Consider the following 16833-nt stretch of genomic DNA (forward strand, 5'->3'; position numbering starts at 1 on the left):
ATCACCTCTATATTTTTATCACTTTAAAGTAAGAAAGTGTGAGAATAGTATATCATATTCATAGATTTATAATCATCTTATATCCGCTTTGTCAAATCTGGCCGTAATACGGTAGCCCCTGCCTGGTAAACATGCTGTATCTCTTTTTGAGATTTTGTCGTATTTACGTGGATCATGACCCGGATGCAAAATGGCAAGGAATTGCTCACCGGTATTTCTTTCATGCATGTAACCGGTACATAAGTCCAGCCTTCGAATTTCCTCAAGGCTTTGGCAGGGAAGACAGAACGAATCTCTTCCGTAGCAGAAAAAAATACAGAAGCTACCATATCGGGATCAATTTCATTGACCTGAATGATCTCGGCCATCAACTTTTCGACAGCAGAAATCACTTCCATTTCTGTGTCTCTTTCTACTGTAGTGGCACCCCTTATTCCTCTTATCACACATAGTCCCCCTTCTCCTGAACTCTAAATCATCTCCGTCATTTCCTCTATCAGCTCAGAGTCGGCTATATCCATTAATAGCGGTGACCCCACTTCGTTTAGCAGGACAAAGGTAGCTGCATCATTGACCGATTTTTTGTCTGTTTTCATTAATTCAAGCAGCATTGCATGTTCAAGTCGGGTTGGAATGGTTATTTGATAACCTAAAGAAGAAACCCAGTCAATAAACTCATCCAGTTTAAAATCGAGATCCACTTTCTTTCTGCTTAATTTAAGTGCATATACCATCCCGATTAAAATCGATTCCCCATGCGTAAAGTTTCCGTATCCCATTGAACCTTCCACTGCATGTCCAAGCGTATGACCAAAATTCAAAAAGGCACGAATGCCGTTTTCCTTCTCATCCTCTTCGACAATTTTAGCTTTAATGCCAATCCCTTTTGTAATCATGGTAAGGAATTGCTCATCCGTTATATCATTCAAATCAACAATATTCGACTTTAACCATAGATAAAGCTCATTATCTGCTATCAAGGAATGTTTAATGACTTCTGCAAAACCTGACCTTAATTCTTTAAGTGGCAGAGTCTTTAAAAATTCCAGATCATAAATGACCGCTTCAGGCTGATGAAAGGCCCCAATCATATTTTTCCCTAGCGGGTGATTGATGGCAACCTTGCCGCCCACTGCACTATCGTGGGCAAGCAAAGTCGTCGGAACCTGTATAAATGGAATCCCTCTCATAAAAGTAGCTGCAACGAATCCGGCCAAGTCACCGACTGCACCGCCGCCAAGGGCGATGATCAATGACTTGCGATTAATCTGTTGGGATAAGCAGAAGCTTTGGCATTCATAAAACACATCGAATGTTTTAGCATGCTCCCCTTCTGGCACTACATGATGCAAGACCGGTTTTCCCGTCTTGAGCAGGGCGTCCTTCACGGTCTGCAAATGAAGTGCCGCCACTTTCTCATCAGTTATGATCAGAATCTTGTTTAGATGATTCAGTTCACGTGTTATTAATTCGGGCAATTCATTGATTGCCTTCTTGCCAATTAAAACCGGGTATTGCTTGGAAGCCGTTTTAATTTGAATGGATTCCATGATTTAAAACCCCTTTACTTCTTCCCGATATGATCTTATGTACTCTGCTAATTGCTCATAACGATCTGAAGGGAATTGATCAACGATGGCAGCCGCCAGTTCCCATGCCACTACCGCCTCAGCTACCACTGCTGCTGCAGGGACCGCACAACTATCGGAACGCTCGACACTTGCTTCAAACACTTCCTTCGTATCGATATCAACACTTTTCAAAGGTTTATATAAAGTGGGGATCGGCTTCATCACACCGCGTACAACTATCGGCATTCCAGTTGTCATACCGCCTTCAAAACCGCCAAGGCGATTGGTTTTCCGGTAATAACCCTGTTCTTCATCCCATGCGATTTCATCATGGACATCACTGCCGAATAGATGGGCCGCTTCAAATCCTAGACCTATTTCCACACCTTTGAATGCATTGATGCTCATTATCGCTGCGGCTAGTTTTGCATCAAGCTTACGGTCATAATGCACATAACTTCCCACTCCCACCGGCATTCCTTCTACAATGACTTCGACGATTCCGCCGATGGAATCACCTTTTTGTTTCGCTTCATCAATTGCATCCTTCATCTGCTGCTCAACGTTTTTGTCGAAACATCTAACGGAAGATTCTTCTGTTACTTGTTGCAATTGCTGGATCGTTTCATATTTTGGCGGTTCTGCCTTCACTCCGCCAATTTCCAAAACATGCGATGCCACTTCAATCCCCAATAAAGACAAAAGTTTTTTTGCGACAGAACCTGCTGCCACCCTTACTGTCGTTTCACGGGCTGAAGATCGTTCCAGAACATTTCTCAAATCGCGGTGCCCATATTTAATCCCGCCGTTCAAGTCGGCATGACCAGGACGAGGCCGGGTGATTTTACGTTTAATTTCTTCAGCTTCCTCTTCTGAAAGCCCTTCACTTCCCATAATCTTTGTCCAATGTTTCCAATCATCGTTCTCGACCACCAAAGCAACCGGTGAACCGAGAGTGTAGCCATGTCTGATTCCTGAAGAAATAAAAGCCTGATCTTTCTCGATCTGCATCCTTCTTCCACGTCCATGCCCTTTTTGCCGGCGTCCCAATTCTTGATTGATATCCTCATTCGAAATCGGCATTCCCGCCGGTAATCCTTCAATGATAGTAGTCAGTTGCGGACCATGTGATTCTCCCGCTGTTAAATATCTCATCTTCCAGCCCCCTTTTAGCACTTTAAAGTGTATATGTATCAATATACCACAATTTTATGAAATGTGGGTATATGTAAAACGTAAAAACCATATTGTTTGAATTTAATCACTTTTCACTCTATTTTACAAGTACTTAAACATTTTCGATATAGTTTAATCTTTCAAATCAGAATTCTGTTGGATTTACTATAACTCGACAAACGAAAAGGACTGAACGCCCATGAGCAGAATCAGTCCCTTTTTTAAAAGTATTTACTTTTTCTTATAAAAAAATGTGTCGATCGTTTCAAATTGATATTTTCCAGGGGTGAATATTTGCTCTGTACTTCCTACAAAAAAAACCCCGCCGCTCCTTAATGATGCACTGAAATTTTCATATAACAAATTTTTCGCTTCTTCCGTGAAATAAATTAGCACATTGCGGCAAATGATTAAATCGAACCCTTGTTCAAATCGATCAGCGAGAAGGTTTTGCTTTTTAAATGTTACCCTTCTCTTGATTTCTTCATCGACACGATAAAAATCCGCTTTTTTTTCAAAGTATTTCCTTTTGATTTCTTCAGGCACTTCATTTAAGGAACGCTCGGGATACATCCCCAATTTCGCTCGCGCCAACACATTTTCATCCAGATCCGTCGCCAATATCTCTATCTGGCTAAGTGGAACCAGATTGGATAAAATCATGGCAAGCGTGTATGGTTCCTCACCAGTTGAACAGGCCGCGCTCCAAATCTTCAACTTTTTTTTGCTTGCTAATAACCCAGGAAGGATTTTCCGCTCCAACACTTCCCATCTTTTCGCATTTCGATAAAATTCGGAGACATTGATTGTCATTCTATCCAGAAACTCATTTAAAACTTCGGAGTTGGTTTGAATGTCTTTATAGTATTCACGAAATGAATGATATCCTCTTTTTTCATATAGAGATGTCAGTCGCCTTTTCATTTGCCCTTCCTTATATAATGCCAAATCAATGCCTGTCAACGTCTTGATATTGCGAATAAACTCTTCATATTCTTGAGGCATTCCTACGACTCCCCTGCACATAATTATTTTAAGTGGTCCTTCCCTTTATATATCGGAGAGTGCCATATTTTCTTTAAACTGCAATAATTCCTTACCATGCCGGGAAGCTTAAAAAGCAATGCAAAAAAAACGGGTTCCATCGCATAATGACGATGGAACCCGCTTCCTATATAGTGATGAGTACTAATTAATAAACCCACTCGTTTACAAGTTTAGAATACTCAACAAGTTCTTCTTCTTTGAAGAATAAACCGATTTCACGTACAGCGCTTTCAGCTGAATCAGATCCGTGAATGATGTTTTTGCCGACAGTTACGGCAAAATCGCCACGAATTGTTGCTGCTGCTGCATCTTTAGGGTTAGTAGCACCCATCATTTGACGTGCTGTAGCGATTACATTTTCGCCTTCCCAAACCATTGCGAAGACAGGACCTGAAGTAATGAAGTCCACTAATTCGCCAAAGAAAGGACGTTCTTTGTGCTCGCCATAATGTTGCTCAGCCAATTCTTGAGAAATGACCATTAATTTTGCTCCTGCAAGAAGGAAGCCTTTCTTTTCGAAACGGGAAACGATTTCACCGATTAAATTGCGTTGAACGCCGTCAGGCTTTACCATTAAAAATGTTCTTTCCATGAATGTCACTCCTAATATGTATCATTGTTATTTGCCTATATAAGGCAATACTTTTAGAATATTACCATTGTTTGATGAGTTTCGCAACTCCCATTATCAAAACTTTCTTTTTCCGATATTTTTCGCGATATCCGATAAAGTTTTTCTAGCTTTAATGGCAGGAAGACCTTTCAACTCAGTAAAAGCTTTTTCTAAATACATATCACTGATCCTCGCTGCCTGTTCAATGGCACCGGAAGTTTTTATCGCATTGATTATATGGGACATTTCATCTTTTGGCGTATCTTCCCGAACAGTTTCGATAAGCTTTTTTAACTTTGGATCCTCCATAGCGATCAAAACGGGTAAAGTGATATTACCTTGAATCAAATCACTCCCGGCCGGTTTACCAAGTTCTTCTTCCGACGCCGTAAAATCCAATATATCATCGGTGATTTGATAGGACATACCGACATAATATCCGAATTTAAATAGCTTTTCGTGAATCCCCTCGTCAACACCTGCTGAAATGGCTCCCAACTGGCAGCTGGATGCAATGAGCAATGCCGTTTTCCGTTTGATCCGTCTAAAATATATCCGCCAATTCTGTTCGAAATTATACTTATCTTTAATTTGTTCAATTTCCCCAAGACATAGTTCAACCATGGTATCAGCGAGAATTTGATGCGCAAGCGGAGACTCGATGACCGCCATCATTTCCAGTGCACGAGCAAAAATGAAGTCGCCTGTGTACATGGCGACACGATTATCCCATTTCGACTTGATGGTAGCCGACCCCCTGCGTAAATCCGCATCATCCACAACATCATCATGTACAAGGGAAGCCGTATGGATCAGTTCCAAAGTCGCTGCGACATGCTTTACGACATGAATATCATAGTTGCCAAACTTCGCACCCAATAGGACGAATACCGGACGGATCCGTTTTCCACCGGATTGCAGTAAATGCAGGGAAGCTTCCCTTAAAACCGTGGAATCCGCTTCAATTGCGGCTTCCAGTTCTTTTTCTATTAATTGCAAATCTGCATTCAAAAATGAATACATCATTTTAAATTTCATACATTCCACCCAGCTTTGTCCATTGCTATTCTGCTTATTTTGAAGGCTTGTACCCGAAATGTGTTGCTGCTACCCCACCGAAATGGGCTTTATAACTGACATTTTCCATTCCTGCCTGCTTAAACATGTTTTCAAGCTTTTTCATGCCTGGGAAATCTCGAGCCGATTCCTGCAGCCATGAGTATTCACTATAGCTTTTTGCGAATAATTTGCCGAACATGGGCATGATGAAACGGAAATAAAAATAATAGCCCTGTTTAAAGCCTAGCATCGTTGGCTGTGACGTATCCAGGCAAACGACCATACCACCTGGCTTCGCTACACGGTTTAACTCTTTAAGCACCTTCATGTAATCAGGGACATTCCGCAGCCCGAAACCGATCGTGACATAGTCAAAGCTATTATCCTCAAAAGGAAGTTCCATTGCATTCCCATGCATTAGGGAAACTTGATCCAGATTGAGTTCCTTCACCTTTTGTTCGCCGATTTTCAGCATGTTTTTACTAAAATCCAGACCAACAACCTTTCCTTCTGGTCCTACTTCATTAGCAAGGGCAATGGTCCAGTCCGCTGTTCCACAGCATACATCCAGTGCATGGGCGCCTTTTGGGACATTCATGATGGCCATTGTAGCCTTCCGCCATTTAAGATGCTGTTTAAAGCTGATGAGGGAATTCATCTTGTCATAATTTCCGTAAATCTTTTCAAAGACATGATGAACTTTTTGCTCTTTAGACTGCTCCATGATTCACCCTTCTTTCACATATGAATTTGCCATACTCTCTGTTTGTTCCAAGATGGCCTTCACTCTTTCCAGTAGTTCATCATCCAACTTTGCCAGCTTCCGCATCGAGCGCTCTACGGATTGCCTGGCATCCCTCAGGCACTTGTCGAATCGGGTGCGTACCTGTTCTTCCTTATCCGAAATGGGAACATCCCCACCGGTCGAGTCATCAAAAGGCATTTCCCTTAGGACATCAAAAACTATTGATTCCCCCGACTTCATATAACTGCTCTTCTCGGCATGCAACCGTTTTAAAAGCAGCAGGTCTTCCGATATTTCTATCCAGGCAGGCTCATTATAGTAATCCGCCAGTTTCTGAATCAGCGAAGCCTCTATCGCTTTTACCGTCATTAAAAGCGTTGGTACATCATGAATCGATCCTTGTTGGTATAGAATGATTTTATTATCATTTATTTTTTTTATCGCGCTTGAAAGGATACGGATCATATCAACATTACCTACACTGGCAAGCCCTTGATAATATAAGCCGCTATAGTAATCACCGGCAAGCACTTGTAATTGACGATTTTTCAATACCTCGGGCGACTCGATTCCTTCACCCGAATTCGAGACGATTTCATGGGTATCCAGAGCTATTTGCACTAACATGGTTGAAATGATGTATTGATTCCGTTTTTCGCTTGTAACGTCCAAATCGTTAAACAATCCCCAAAGCAACATCAGTTTATCTTCGTCCAAGCTTGGCTTTTGTATATACTTCAACAAATATGGATGTTGAGCTTTCGTTTCTATTAATCGTTTTAATTGCCTTATGTCGTCCGTAATGTTTAACAATTGAGATCACCCTTGCATCCCCGAAAGATAATTTTTTTCATACATATTGGTTTCTGTCTGTGTAAAATACACATTATTATACCATAAAAACAATCAGATGAAATGGTCAACGTTTATAAAATGAAACTTCCAAAAACAAGGAAATCATCGACTTTTGCTCTTCAAAAAAATGGATGCGGGAAATTTACAGCTTGTTAAACGCGATATCAGGTGATTGATTTATAATGAACCAAGCATTGAGAAACGATCATTTGTCAGGTGAATTCTTTTTGGAATCACTTTCTATCTCTCCGAATGGAGTATAGACCTTTGCATGGCCCCTGATTTTAATTGCCGAGGTATGCTCCGTGAATTGTGCGATCATCACCTCTCCTGAGTCCAGTTTTTCGGAGTGGTGAAACTTGGTGTCCGTTCCCCTTGTCAACCCGATGACATTCACACTATCCTCAATGGCTTTGATTACGACAAAATCATTCAGAATCTTTTTATCATTCATTTTTTCCTGCCCCCATATCCTTAGTCTTTAATGAATGCCAGTACTTCAGCTCTCGTACGGTGATCCTTCGCAAACGTTCCCCTTACAGCTGAAGTCACTGTTTTAGAGCCGGGTTTTTTTACGCCTCGCATGGTCATGCACATATGTTCAGCCTCTACTACAACCATTACACCATGAGGCTCGAGCTTTTCCATTATCGAGTCTGCAACTGTAGAAGTGATGCGCTCTTGAAGCTGCGGACGCTTCGATACTGCCTCAACCGCCCGTGCCAATTTGCTTAAACCAGTCACTTTTCCGTTTTTCGGAATATATGCTACATGGGCTTTCCCGTAAAAAGGGACTAAATGATGTTCACATACCGAGTAAAACGGAATATCCTTTACAAGTACGAGTTCTTCATGGTCCTCCCCAAAAACAGTATCGAAATATTCCTTTGGATCCTGATTAAGTCCAGAAAAAATTTCTTCATACATTCTGGCTACACGAGCAGGAGTATCCAGCAGTCCTTCCCTCGTTGGGTCTTCCCCTACAGCCTCGAGAAGCATTTTAACCGCTTCTTCTAATTTGGCATGATCAACATTAGCCATTTTTTGTACCTCCTAAAAAATCAATAATATTATGTATTAGATAAAAAAACCAAAGCGCGTTGCACCCGGAAATCCATAATTGCAATTATTAAAGCTACCGATTACCCATAGATTGAATTCCATTAAAGGCAGTTTCGCCGGAAGCGGTTTCGGATGGATATTTTCTTGTTACAGAATTACCATCTGAAGCGTTTCTAAAATATTCACTGTCTTTTATATTATCACAGATGGAAATTAAGAAGCAAAAAAAGGACCGCGTTTTCACGCGGCCCTTTTCGGTTAAGCACCCGTATGTAATGGTAGAATTACTTCACTGCATCTTTCAGCGCTTTACCGGGTTTGAAAGCTGGCACTTTGCTAGCTGCAATTTCGATTTCGTCACCAGTTTGTGGGTTACGGCCTTTACGAGCCGCACGTTCACGAACTTCAAAGTTACCAAAACCAATCAATTGGACTTTATCACCGTTTTTTAGAGCTTCTAAGATTGTATCAAAAACAGCATCAACAGCTTTTGTAGCGTCTTTCTTAGAAATTTCAGTTGCTGTAACAACTTCATTAATTAATTCTGTTTTGTTCATGCCATTCACCTCCTCCCAAAAGGAATCTTTATAAAAAATCATTATTACAACACTATAATAGTGATTTGATATTAGCTTCGGTCAAAAAATTTTCATTCCCTGACAATCAGGGATTACCAAGCCGGTTTAATTTCCAAATTATTCATCCAGAAATGTATAAATAGGTTGAAATCGCTGTTATAACGCGTTTTCTGTATGTAGATTATCACAAATCCTATAAGCTTAGCAAGGGAATTCAAAAAATAATGGGAATCTTTTCATTAATAATTGTATATATTATAAATTTTGTCTTTCGCTATTCATCATTTCCCTTTTTTATAGAAATTAAACTTATTATATTGCTGAAAATCGCTTAACCACAGGGTTTTTTCAAGATTATACTAAAAAACAGCAGGTTAATTCAAATATTAGCGTTCATAAATGATATTTTTCTTGCGATCCTGCCATTTCCTTCATGTAAAAAGACCAATCCATAAATGGAGTTGGTCCAGCCTTAAACGTTTTCTATAAGATGATGGCAATCAAGCCGCCACTGCCCTCATTAATAATCCTCTCAAGTGTTTCTTTCAATTTATAGCGTGCATTGTCTGGCATCATTGCTAATTTCACCTGTATGCCTTCCCTTACGTAGGAACTTAGGCTTCTTCCAAAAATATCGGAGTTCCAAATGGAAAGTGGATTGTCTTCGAAATCCTGCATCAGATACCGTACTAATTCCTCACTTTGCTTTTCCGTACCGATGATTGGCGAGAACTCGGATTCGACATCGACCTTGATCATATGGATGGAAGGAGCTACGGCTTTTAGCCTGACACCGAACCTGGCTCCCTGGCGGATGATTTCCGGTTCATCAAGACTCATATCGTTAAGGGATGGGGCTGCGACACCATATCCAGTTTGTTTAACCATTCTCAATGCATCGGCCACCTGATCATATTCTGCTTTCGCATACGCAAAGTCCTGCATCAATGATAACAGATGATCCTTGCCCCGAATCTCCACACCGACAATTTCCTTCAGAATATCATCATAGAGTTCATCCGGAGCGTATAGGTCTATTTCTGCAACCCCCTGCCCCATCTCAATGCCTGCAAGCGCTGCACGGTCAATGAACTCAAATTCATTGAAATGACCGACTACACGGTCAACATCCCTCAGGCGCTTAATGTCCTTGACGGTCTCTTTAACCGCTTCCTGGTAACTTTCCCTTAACCAATGATCCTCGCGCAGAACCATTACCCAGCTCGGGAGATTAACATTTACCTCGAGAACAGGAAATTCGTACAAGGCCTCGCGCAGTACGCTGTAAACATCCGATTCCCGCATTCCTTCGACACTCATGGCCAATACGGGGATATCATACTTTTCCTGCAAGGATTCCCTCAGTGCTACCGTATTCGGGTGGTGAGGCTGAACGGAATTGACAATCATGATAAATGGCTTGCCAACCTCCTTCAATTCTTCGACGACCCTTTCCTCGGCCTCTAAATAATCACTTCGCGGGATTTCTCCTATCGAACCATCCGTCGTAACGACCACGCCTAATGTGGAATGATCCTGAATTACTTTGCGAGTGCCGATCTCGGCAGCTTCATTGAACGGAATCGGCTCTTCATACCAAGGCGTGTGAATCATGCGGGGACCATTTTCATCTTCATACCCTTTTGCCCCGGGTATTGTATAACCGACACAATCGACTAAACGGATGTTCACGTCGAGACCTTCAGCTACTTGAATCGATGCTGCCTGGTTCGGTACGAATTTGGGTTCCGTCGTCATGATCGTCTTTCCGGCAGCACTTTGAGGCAATTCATCCTGCGCCCTGGCACGGTCCGCCTCAGACGGTATATTCGGAATGACGACTAGCTCCATGAATTTTTTAATAAATGTGGATTTTCCAGTCCTGACGGCACCGACCACCCCCAAGTATATATCGCCACCGGTCCGTTCAGCTATATCTTTAAAAATATCTACCTTTTCCAAGGTATCCCCTCCCGAATTAGAGTTTTGGGATTTCGTTTATCCATTTGCATTTATTTAGGACAATATATATCTATGATGTTGTCCTAAAAATTTATTCCATTTATTTCCCTGGTTCAATCCCTTCCTCCACCAGAAATTTTTATATAAGGGTTGTTATTTTAAAAGTAAGATGAAATAAAGATAAAAGAAATAACCCTTCCCCTACAATATATTTTGCAGAAGAAGGGTTATGCCTATTTTGTAAGAAATATTGGAGTATTTGTTTTTTCATCAATTGTATATGGTAACGAATAGGCAGGGACGAAATCCGTACTCTGCACCAGCAGTTCCCGGATATCTTCACCTTGCTTGATTTTCCCCTCATGCTTCTTCAATGCCTCAAGTAAATCCGGGGTATAATCAACAAAAATGCTGCCTTGACCATCGACTACAAGGTATAAATCTTTTTGTGAAAATGGACTCGTGACCGTCGGAGCTTCCTTCAGGCCCATCTTTTCATAATCAAGCGTGAAGACATTATCGGATAACCTTTCCTTAAACGGCGGGTATCCGTTGCTTTGCTGATAGGCAGTCAATCTCAAGGAAACATCCTGAATCTTCTGCGCCATTCTGACATCCAACAGCTTTACAGTCGGGTCTTTTTCAACATTTACGAGGATGTATTGAAAGACACCCCCTGATTCAAAGGCATTGTCCGGCGGTTCAGCCATATACCTCGGCGAAATCTTAGAAAATTTTATGACATATTTTTGATAAATCGGTGTCCCTGCATCTTTAGTAACTATCGGCAGTATGCCGCCTTCATCTTTCTGAAATTGATCCACTGCACTTTGGACGGATTGTAATTGCTCTTTATAAGGCAGTTGGTTTTGCATTTTTTGCTTCTCCGGATATAAGCAGCCAGCTAATGATACAGAGATGCATAATAAACATAATATTTTGAAAAAATTTCTCATCATTTCTCCTCACCTATCAAGTGGTTGGCCCGCTAAGTACAACGATAAGGATGATCAAGCCGGCCAGAATCATAAGTATGTATGCGATAATTGCTGTCAAGACTCTCCAAAAACCTTTTAATTTATAGCGGCTTAAGTAGATTAGAAATATAGAGATAACCATAAAGCCCATAGCTATAAAGGATATCCACATTTTTTGCAGGGCAGGTGTCATATCTTCATCACTCCTTTTTCCAGAAATTATTATAACATACCAAATTACGTTAAAGGAATTAAATCCTTGTCCACTCTGTGTAATTCCTTACTCGTTCTCGTGAAAAAAAATTTCTGAGATCCAGTTATATAAAGAGAAATATGTAATTATTCCCTCCTCCAAGCAACAAAAAACAGCGCAAAGACTGTTTCAATTTATAAACAAACTCGATAATAATTGAGTTTGCCGACCGTTTTTTAAGGTGTTTAAAATTTGACCGTTGATTGGAATGTAGGGCACTCGCTTTCCACGGAAGGTCCGCCCTCGGCGCCATTAGCGCCTGCGGGGGTCTCCCTTGGCCCCGCTTTCCCGCAGGAGTCCCGTAAGTTCCGTTCCAATCAACTTTGTGTTAACAGGAAGATAAGCTCCTTATTTAAGGATGAAAGCTCGAGGTGATGAGGATACCTTTGATCAGCTTGAAATGTTTACTTTAGACCACCTGGTGCAGTGAACTATTTGACTAGTAAAATGGAGGCTGCCATTGATGTAAAGAAGATGGCCACCTGGACTTGACGAAGGGTGGGAATGGTCGAAACAATGACCTTGGAGAGTTCATCAATCTCTAAAACTGCTACAAATTCAAAAAGGTTTCGGAATGATACCATTCCGAAACCTTTTTATCTACAGTCTGAATCAGCCCAAAGGCTGTTTTTCTGCTCTTTTAATTAAGATTGAAGCGTCGGCAAGACTTCTTTAAACGCTTTAATGACTGTATCGACTTCATCCAGCTTAATAGTCAATGACGGCTCGATCCTGATTGTTTTGGAATTAATAAGCGTACCTGCCACCAAGATGCCTTTATCAAAAAGGGCTTTTGAGAATTCATAACCTACTTCATCTTTATGGAATTCAATACCGATCATTAAACCTTGGCCGCGGATTTCCAGCACCTTATCTTTGTGCTCAGCAGCCACTTCCCTTAACCCATTTAAGAAGTATTCTCCAACTTCTGCAGCACGCTGCGGTAAGTTTTCTTCCAAAAGTACGTCGATCGTAGCAATTGCCGCAGCACAAGCTAGTGGATTTCCGCCAAATGTCGTAGTATGCATGAATGGATTGTCGAACCAGCTTTTAAATACTTTTTCATTGGCTACAACAGCGCCTGCTGGCATTACTCCGCCACCAAATGCTTTCGCTAAACAAATAATGTCCGGAACAACATCATATAGCTCAGAAGCGAACATTTTACCTGTCCGTCCCATTCCTGTTTGCACTTCATCCAAGATCAATAACGCATCATATTCGTCACATAATGCACGAACCTGCTTTAAATAATCTTGCGGAGGCAGAATGACCCCTCCTTCACCTTGAATAGGCTCCAACAGCACAGCAGCAACATCTTCACCGACCAATGCACAACTTTCAAACGTTTTTCTCATCATATCCACATCACCGAATGGTACATGGCGCACACCTGGTACCAACGGGATGAACGGTTTTCTGAACATGCCCTTTGCCGTTGCCGATAGGGAACCAAGGCTTTTCCCATGAAATGATTTTGTCGTGGAAATGATCGTGTATTTGTCACTGTACATTTTAGCCAGCTTAAGTGCAGCCTCCACGCTCTCGGTACCGCTGTTCGTAAAGAATGAGTATTTTAGATCTCCTGGTGTGATTTCAGCAAGGATCTTGGCAAGCATTGCACGTAATGGATCAAGCAAGTCCTGGCTATGAAGGGCTTGTCTTTGCAATTGATCGGTTACGGCCTTTACTACTTTAGGGTTACGATGGCCAACATTATAAATACCAAAGCCACCTAAACAATCAATATATTTTTTTCCATTTACATCCGTAAAACAGGAATCTTGATCAGACCACTCCACCGAAGCGAATTGTGTGTCTTTAGTGACCGTCTTCCGATATTCCAAAAATCCAGGGTTTACATGGTTACGGAAATTCTCGACCGTTTCTCTTGTTACCCACTGTGCATCTTCTTTTGAAATTTCTTTTTGCTCGATTAATTGAAGCACCTTTTTAATATAATCTTGAGTTGCTGATTGGTTAGCTTGAGTGTTTTTACTTTCTACGTTAATTGACATTTTATAATCTCCTTTTTTTATAGCTTTAGTTGATGGGTTAATTAAGTTTGCTTTTTTTATGAAACTTTGATGCTTACCTCCCTTTTTTCTTATACTTACTTATCAAGCAAGAACCATGCCAAGTTAATTAACCAATAAAAACGCATTTTTTAAAAAAAATCACTCTAAAACTATGCAAATATGCATATCGTTATTTCACTTTGCATAATCGAGTTTGGGAAATCATTGAAAAGCTTCGAAAATGCCTTCATAAAAATAAAAGCCGTTGACAAGTGATTTTCATCACTCGGCAACGGCTTTTAATCAAAATGCATCATTTTCGATTTTCTTACTTTGTTCAGCTAACACTTTTTGATACTTCCTGCTCACTGACGATTGACTTATCCCAAGCGCTTTAGCCGCTTTGGTCGTGGTTTTATACTGTTTCATGGCAAGCATGATCAATTGTTCTTCCACATGATCCTGTGCTTCCTGCAGCGGAAGGATTCTCGTAATGATGGGTTTCGTTTGTTTAAAGTCACTGCCCACAGGTATGAACCTTTGAATGAAGTCAGCATCGATCATCTCTTCATCTGCAGAAACAACCAATCTTTCAATCATGTTCTGCAACTCACGAATGTTTCCCGGCCAAGTATAGACTTCCAGTATATTTAATGCATCGGGGGAAAAGTGATAATTCCGCTGATACCTTTCATTCAGTTTTTGCAGGAAATGAAAGGCTAGCGGCGGTATATCCTCCGGCCTTTCCCTTAATGGGGGCACATGTATGGGTATGACGTTCAATCGATAGAATAAATCTTCTCGGAACGTGCCCATCTCGACCATTTTTTCCAGACTCTTATTCGTGGCCGCAACAATTTGAACATCAATGGAAATGGGTGTAGTGCTGCCAATCGGAATCACTTCCTGTTCCTGGAGTACCCGCAGCAGCTTGACTTGCAGATGTATGGGCATGTCACCCACTTCATCCAGGAATAAAACACCCTTATTGGCCTGCTGAAAGTATCCTACCTTCCCGTTTTTATCCGCTCCTGTAAAGGAACCCTTCGTATAACCAAACAATTCACTTTCGAGAAGGTTTTCCGGAATCGCCCCGCAATTTATCTTCAGGAAAGGTTGTTTAGATCGCCTGCCCATTTTATGAATGGCTTCAGCTATCACTTCTTTACCTACTCCCGACTCCCCATTGATTAATACAGTAGATGAAAAATGGGCGATTTTCTTGACTTGGCTGATTATCTGCTCCATTTTAGGACTTGCAAAAACCAACTCTTTATAAAATTGATCCTGTTTTTTGAATGAGTCCAGTTCTTTCCTCATTTCATTTAATTCCGATTTCAATTGTGTCGTTTCCGTTATATCCCTTGATGCAATGACTATTCGATCTATTTCCCCTTTTTCATTGAACACAGGGGTGCCGACGGAAAGGACTTTCTTATTCATTTTCGTATCTTGGACAATCGATACTTTCTTTTTTTGTTCAAGGACTAACCGGGTTACCGAAGGATTAAAAATCCCTTCATCCTCTAATTGCAAGAGATTCTTCCCGATATAATCTTTTAAGTCCTTCCCCCAGAATCCCGAGATGATGCTGTCACTATAGCGCAGCAGCTCTCCTTTTTGATTGACTACAAGTATTTCATCATAGATATTCGCTAAAATGGCATTCAAGTCTTTATTCGAGCTTTTTATCAATTCTATTTCCATGGCCATTTCCTCAACCATCGGTAAATCCTGAACGATGATGATCAGGCCTTCGACTTCTTTTTCATGGTTCAGAATCGGGCTATAGTCGACAAGCACACTCATGACATCAGTAATCTCCAACTGATTCAGAATACTGCTCCCGCTGGCAAACACGCTATGTATATGCTGCTTATTGAAGATGTTCGCAGCAGGTTCATTAAGGACTTGTTCAGAAGGTTTTTTTATCATCTTCAAGCCTGATTCATTGAAGTTCACGATATTCTTTTCTTTATCAGCCACAAATATCCCCATAGGAATGGAGGTTAAGATAACATTTAGCAGGTCTAAATTTTGTTTGCTGTCCTGCTTGAATAATTCAGCTAATACATCTTCCCTTTTTACATAACCGGTTAGCATGCCATCATCCGTTTTTATCAGCACGATAGGTTCACCGATAATTTGAAACAGATGCGGCAAGGAAATGTTAGGGTGCAATTTACAAACATTATCAATCGAAAAAGCATACTGTAAAAGCTGATCGACTGTCGTTATTTTTTCATTTAACGGGAGGTCATCCATACGGATATACGCAAACACTTGATTTTCCTTCATAAGAAAGAAGAAAGGTTCCTGTATCTCATGAATATTTTGGTCTGAAAACGTAGGCTGATCAATTGTTATAGTTATGAATGGTCTAATTTTATCATCCGGAATAGATAACACAGTTTCACTCTCCTTTTGTAACCTAACCTATATTTTATCACAATTCCGAATTGCAAGATAAAAAATAAGAGGCACCATTACTCATATCCAGCATTTACCTTTACTTGTTCCACGACAAAAGGGTCCTTTAACGGACCCTTTTGACCTAAAAACCTGATATGCAGCTTAGACTTATTTTATAAAGGACCGTCCACCTTATCTTACATTCCAATCATGTTTGAATTTTGCTTATTCCTGTTTGTTATGATTCGTGGATGGACGTCCCCTGCTAAGGCTTTTTATACAGATGGGACAGCTCTCGCCATACCGTCATTACGGCTCCATACCTGTTTGCAACACTATAAGGTACCAAGGGTAAAATGTAGCTTCCAATGCTTCTGCCCCCGTCACTTTTCCCTATTCATTCCCCTACGTAATTTCCCAGATGGATAAATACCATCAAAAGCAAGGCGACGAACGTTAGTACCGCATTTGCATTCGCACCGATTTTCCTAACCATGACACGGAA

The 16833-nt window shown here is 40.9% G+C and carries 17 protein-coding genes; all 17 read right to left on the minus strand.

The genetic code is table 11. From position 1 onward, the window contains the following. Nucleotides 1-77: 77 nt before the first annotated feature. The 17 genes from aroH to MHB45_RS13780 all read right to left on the minus strand — a co-directional run bounded on the left by aroH (nucleotide 78) and on the right by MHB45_RS13780 (nucleotide 16325). Nucleotides 78-446, minus strand: coding sequence for a chorismate mutase (aroH, locus tag MHB45_RS13700; protein ID WP_048681675.1), 369 nt, complete (start codon nucleotides 444-446; stop codon nucleotides 78-80). A 24-nt stretch (nucleotides 447-470) separates the two neighbouring features. Continuing rightward, entirely contained in the window at nucleotides 471-1550 is a 1080-nt protein-coding gene (gene aroB / locus MHB45_RS13705; protein WP_048681678.1) for a 3-dehydroquinate synthase, read from the minus strand. Between the two features lie 3 nt (nucleotides 1551-1553). Next, nucleotides 1554-2726, minus strand: coding sequence for a chorismate synthase (gene aroC / locus MHB45_RS13710; protein ID WP_034308003.1), 1173 nt, complete (start codon nucleotides 2724-2726; stop codon nucleotides 1554-1556). A 252-nt stretch (nucleotides 2727-2978) separates the two neighbouring features. Then, nucleotides 2979-3752 (minus strand): CheR family methyltransferase, encoded by a 774-nt coding sequence (locus MHB45_RS13715; RefSeq protein ID WP_048681682.1) that lies wholly within the window; start codon nucleotides 3750-3752, stop codon nucleotides 2979-2981. Between the two features lie 187 nt (nucleotides 3753-3939). Continuing rightward, nucleotides 3940-4386 (minus strand): nucleoside-diphosphate kinase, encoded by a 447-nt coding sequence (ndk, locus tag MHB45_RS13720; RefSeq protein ID WP_034308008.1) that lies wholly within the window; start codon nucleotides 4384-4386, stop codon nucleotides 3940-3942. A 96-nt stretch (nucleotides 4387-4482) separates the two neighbouring features. Beyond that, a complete protein-coding gene (hepT, locus tag MHB45_RS13725) occupies nucleotides 4483-5445 on the minus strand; it encodes a heptaprenyl diphosphate synthase component II (protein ID WP_048681687.1) in 963 nt (320 codons plus the stop codon). A 34-nt stretch (nucleotides 5446-5479) separates the two neighbouring features. Beyond that, nucleotides 5480-6190: a demethylmenaquinone methyltransferase gene (locus MHB45_RS13730; RefSeq protein ID WP_034308012.1), complete on the minus strand. Its 711-nt coding sequence runs from the start codon at nucleotides 6188-6190 to the stop codon at nucleotides 5480-5482. Nucleotides 6191-6193: 3 nt separating this feature from the next. Further along, nucleotides 6194-7024, minus strand: coding sequence for a heptaprenyl diphosphate synthase component 1 (locus tag MHB45_RS13735; RefSeq protein WP_048681690.1), 831 nt, complete (start codon nucleotides 7022-7024; stop codon nucleotides 6194-6196). Between the two features lie 247 nt (nucleotides 7025-7271). Further along, the gene (mtrB, locus tag MHB45_RS13740; RefSeq protein ID WP_034308017.1) at nucleotides 7272-7520 is read right to left on the minus strand and encodes a trp RNA-binding attenuation protein MtrB; all 249 of its coding nucleotides are present in this window, start codon (nucleotides 7518-7520) and stop codon (nucleotides 7272-7274) included. A 20-nt stretch (nucleotides 7521-7540) separates the two neighbouring features. Further along, nucleotides 7541-8107, minus strand: coding sequence for a GTP cyclohydrolase I FolE (gene folE, locus MHB45_RS13745; RefSeq protein ID WP_034308020.1), 567 nt, complete (start codon nucleotides 8105-8107; stop codon nucleotides 7541-7543). Nucleotides 8108-8412: 305 nt separating this feature from the next. After that, entirely contained in the window at nucleotides 8413-8685 is a 273-nt protein-coding gene (locus MHB45_RS13750) for an HU family DNA-binding protein (RefSeq protein WP_034308023.1), read from the minus strand. 504 nt (nucleotides 8686-9189) lie between these two features. Beyond that, a complete protein-coding gene (gene spoIVA, locus MHB45_RS13755) occupies nucleotides 9190-10668 on the minus strand; it encodes a stage IV sporulation protein A (protein ID WP_034308024.1) in 1479 nt (492 codons plus the stop codon). Nucleotides 10669-10901: 233 nt separating this feature from the next. Then, entirely contained in the window at nucleotides 10902-11627 is a 726-nt protein-coding gene (locus MHB45_RS13760) for a hypothetical protein (protein WP_105718769.1), read from the minus strand. Nucleotides 11628-11640: 13 nt separating this feature from the next. Then, a complete protein-coding gene (locus MHB45_RS13765; RefSeq protein ID WP_048681698.1) occupies nucleotides 11641-11838 on the minus strand; it encodes a DUF2768 domain-containing protein in 198 nt (65 codons plus the stop codon). Between the two features lie 491 nt (nucleotides 11839-12329). Beyond that, nucleotides 12330-12482 carry a hypothetical protein gene (locus MHB45_RS13770; RefSeq protein WP_153246109.1) on the minus strand — a complete coding sequence of 51 codons (153 nt, stop codon included), beginning with the start codon at nucleotides 12480-12482 and terminating at the stop codon, nucleotides 12330-12332. Between the two features lie 60 nt (nucleotides 12483-12542). Beyond that, nucleotides 12543-13916 carry a putrescine aminotransferase gene (locus MHB45_RS13775; RefSeq protein ID WP_048681701.1) on the minus strand — a complete coding sequence of 458 codons (1374 nt, stop codon included), beginning with the start codon at nucleotides 13914-13916 and terminating at the stop codon, nucleotides 12543-12545. Between the two features lie 303 nt (nucleotides 13917-14219). Then, a complete protein-coding gene (locus MHB45_RS13780; RefSeq protein ID WP_063594025.1) occupies nucleotides 14220-16325 on the minus strand; it encodes a sigma 54-interacting transcriptional regulator in 2106 nt (701 codons plus the stop codon). Nucleotides 16326-16833: the final 508 nt, after the last annotated feature.

Source organism: Peribacillus sp. FSL K6-5616, assembly GCF_038008245.1.
Classification (GTDB): domain Bacteria; phylum Bacillota; class Bacilli; order Bacillales; family DSM-1321; genus Peribacillus; species Peribacillus frigoritolerans.

Coding starts and splice junctions, on each gene's coding strand:
- aroB (WP_048681678.1), bottom strand. CDS start 1,550: ATGGAATCCATTCAAATTAAAACGGCTTCCAAGCAATACCCGGTTTTA.
- aroC (WP_034308003.1), bottom strand. CDS start 2,726: ATGAGATATTTAACAGCGGGAGAATCACATGGTCCGCAACTGACTACT.
- MHB45_RS13730 (WP_034308012.1), bottom strand. CDS start 6,190: ATGGAGCAGTCTAAAGAGCAAAAAGTTCATCATGTCTTTGAAAAGATT.
- MHB45_RS13770 (WP_153246109.1), bottom strand. CDS start 12,482: ATGGTATCATTCCGAAACCTTTTTGAATTTGTAGCAGTTTTAGAGATT.
- mtrB (WP_034308017.1), bottom strand. CDS start 7,520: ATGAATGATAAAAAGATTCTGAATGATTTTGTCGTAATCAAAGCCATT.
- ndk (WP_034308008.1), bottom strand. CDS start 4,386: ATGGAAAGAACATTTTTAATGGTAAAGCCTGACGGCGTTCAACGCAAT.
- folE (WP_034308020.1), bottom strand. CDS start 8,107: ATGGCTAATGTTGATCATGCCAAATTAGAAGAAGCGGTTAAAATGCTT.
- MHB45_RS13765 (WP_048681698.1), bottom strand. CDS start 11,838: ATGACACCTGCCCTGCAAAAAATGTGGATATCCTTTATAGCTATGGGC.
- MHB45_RS13775 (WP_048681701.1), bottom strand. CDS start 13,916: ATGTCAATTAACGTAGAAAGTAAAAACACTCAAGCTAACCAATCAGCA.
- hepT (WP_048681687.1), bottom strand. CDS start 5,445: ATGAAATTTAAAATGATGTATTCATTTTTGAATGCAGATTTGCAATTA.
- MHB45_RS13715 (WP_048681682.1), bottom strand. CDS start 3,752: ATGCCTCAAGAATATGAAGAGTTTATTCGCAATATCAAGACGTTGACA.
- MHB45_RS13760 (WP_105718769.1), bottom strand. CDS start 11,627: ATGATGAGAAATTTTTTCAAAATATTATGTTTATTATGCATCTCTGTA.
- MHB45_RS13750 (WP_034308023.1), bottom strand. CDS start 8,685: ATGAACAAAACAGAATTAATTAATGAAGTTGTTACAGCAACTGAAATT.